The sequence below is a fragment of the Alkalicoccobacillus porphyridii genome (assembly GCF_007293315.1).
Taxonomy (GTDB): domain Bacteria; phylum Bacillota; class Bacilli; order Bacillales; family Bacillaceae_D; genus Alkalicoccobacillus; species Alkalicoccobacillus porphyridii.
In genome coordinates this window covers 1-274 of sequence record NZ_VLXZ01000200.1, presented here as the reverse complement: position 1 = coordinate 274, position 274 = coordinate 1, and the positions used below count along the sequence as shown (strand labels likewise).

Annotated in this window: 1 protein-coding gene; it reads right to left on the bottom strand. The window is 54.0% G+C overall.

Annotated elements, in window-relative coordinates; translation table 11 throughout:
* Positions 1-274: GMP synthase (glutamine-hydrolyzing) (locus FN960_RS21540; protein WP_498034106.1), on the bottom strand; the 274-nt coding region annotated here is incomplete at both ends.

Below are 274 nucleotides of genomic sequence, written 5' to 3'. Positions count from 1 at the left end.
GATGTCATACACCACGCGGGAAATACCGTTCACTTCATTGATAATGCGGTTGGAAACGCGACCGAGGAAATCGTACGGCAGATGCGCCCAGTGTGCGGTCATAAAGTCGATGGTTTCGACAGCACGCAGAGAGACAACCCAGTCATACTTACGACCATCGCCCATTACGCCAACGGAACGTACCGGCAGGAACACAGTGAACGCCTGGCTGACTTTGTCGTACAGGTCCGCTTTACGCAGTTCTTCAATGAAGATGGCGTCAGCACGGCGCAGC